At 77.7% G+C, this 1792-nt stretch carries 3 protein-coding genes; all 3 read right to left on the bottom strand.

Features of this window, described 5'->3' with window-relative positions; genetic code table 11:
• Positions 1 to 542: ATP-binding cassette domain-containing protein (locus tag ACWPXE_RS33275; protein ID WP_454021304.1), on the bottom strand; the 542-nt coding region annotated here is incomplete at its 3' end.
• A gap of 104 nt (positions 543 to 646) precedes the next feature.
• Positions 647 to 1453 carry an ABC transporter permease subunit gene (locus ACWPXE_RS33270; protein WP_454021303.1) on the bottom strand — a complete coding sequence of 269 codons (807 nt, stop codon included), beginning with the start codon at positions 1451 to 1453 and terminating at the stop codon, positions 647 to 649.
• A partial coding sequence (locus ACWPXE_RS33265) for an ABC transporter permease subunit (protein WP_454021302.1) occupies positions 1453 to 1792 on the bottom strand: 340 nt, incomplete at its 5' end. The genes ACWPXE_RS33270 and ACWPXE_RS33265, both read right to left, overlap by 1 nt.

Raw genomic sequence — 1792 nt, 5'->3', positions numbered from 1 at the left:
CGGTCGGCCAGACCGGAAGGAACCGGATCGGCCTGGATTGGATCGGCCTTGATTGGGTCGTGGTGCGGGCGTCCGGCCAGCAGCAGCGCCGTTCCGGCTTCCCGCGTCCAGGCGGCGAGGTCGCTCAGCAGGCGGACGCGCTGAGTGGGGTCGAGCGCGGCGGCGGGGGAGTCGGCGAGCAGCAGCGCCGGCTGCGCCGCCATGGCCAGCGCCAGCGCGGCCCGCCAGCGCATCGCCTCGCCCAGCTCATGCGGGTGGAGCGCCAGCCGGCGCGCGGCGGCGGGCACCTGGAAGCGCTCCAGCGCCTCGGCGCCGCAGCGCAGGGCGGTGCGCTCGTCCATCCCGGACTGGCAGGCCAGCAGGTCCACGAACTGAGCGCCCAGCGTGCGAAGCGGGTCCAGGGCGCCGTCCTGGGTGACCAGGATGCGCCGCCCTCGGATGTGGATGTCGCCCAGCACCGTGATGCCCTTGGGCGCGAGGCCGGCCAGCGCGCGCAGCAGCAGCGTCTTGCCGGCCCCGGCGCCGCCTGACAGGGCCAGCACCTCACCGGCCGTGACGGCGAAGCTCAGCCGGTCGAGCAGGATGTCGCGGCTGGTCAGCAGGGACAGCCCTTCCACCCGCAGCGGCGCGCGCTCTTCCGATCCGCTCACCGGCGCCCTCCGGTCGTGGAGAAGGCCAGCCGCATCCCGTCGCCCACCCCGTGCAGCGCCCACAGCGTCAGCGCCAGCAGCAGGGCCGGGCCGGCCAGCGCCGTGGCGTCGCCCGCCCGCGCCGCCGCGCCGATGGCGGTTCCCCAGCCGGTCACCCCCTCCGGCAGGCCGAGGCCGAGCAAGCTGGCGAGGCTTTCCGCCATCAGGGCGCGGGGAAGGGCGGTCCAGGCCGCCGCGGCGAGCGGCAGGACGGCGTTGGGCAGGATGTGGCGGCGCAGCCGGCGTCCGCCGGTCAGCCCGGCGGCCTGGGCGGCGCTCAGGAACTCCCGCCGCAGCAGGGCGCGCAGCTCGTCCCGCGCGATGACGGCCACCGCCGGGGCGGCGATCAGGACGGTCACCACGGCCATCGGCGCCAGCCCGCGCTCCGGACCGAGCAGCCCACCGGCCAGCGGAACGGCCAAAGCCAAGGGAAGGCCGGTCAGTGCGATGGCGGGCGCCATCATCGCCCGCTCCGCCCGCTCGCCCAGGGCCACCGCGGTGCCTCCCCAGAGCAGGCCGAGGGCGGCCCCGCCCAGCCCGCCGAGCAGCGCGAAGGTCAGGCTCTGGTGCCCGGCGGCCAGCGCCGCCCCCACCGGGCCGCCCCCGACGACGAGGCCCGCCGCGACCGCCAGCATCAGCGCCGCGCGCACAGCCCGCCCCGCGGCGGCGGGCCGGTGCGCGGTCAGCCGCTGCCCGGCCTTCTGCCAGGGGCCGTCGCGCCAATGAGGATCGGTGCGGGAGTCGGTGCCGGCAGGTCCGTGCATCAGGCCATCCGGACCCGTGGGTCGATCCGGCCGTGCAGCGCGCCGCCCAGGGCGCCCAGCAGCACGGCGAGGCCGCACAGACCGGCGAGCGCGGCGACGGCCATGCCGGTGTCCCCGGCGCGCGCCGCCTCGCCGAACAGTTGTCCGGCACCGGTGCGGCCGAACAGGCTTTCCACCGCCACGGCCGCGGTCACCGTTCCGGCCACGGCGCTGCGCAGGCCGCCCATCGCCGCCGACAGCCCCAGCGGCAGGACGAGCCGCCACAGCAGGGCAGGGCCGTCCATCCCGCGTCCGCGCGCCGCCAGCAGAATGGTGTCCTCCGCCCCGGCCCGCGCCCGG

The organism is Azospirillum sp. Marseille-Q6669, from assembly GCF_965111635.1.
This window is presented reverse-complemented; position numbering and strand designations above follow the sequence as displayed.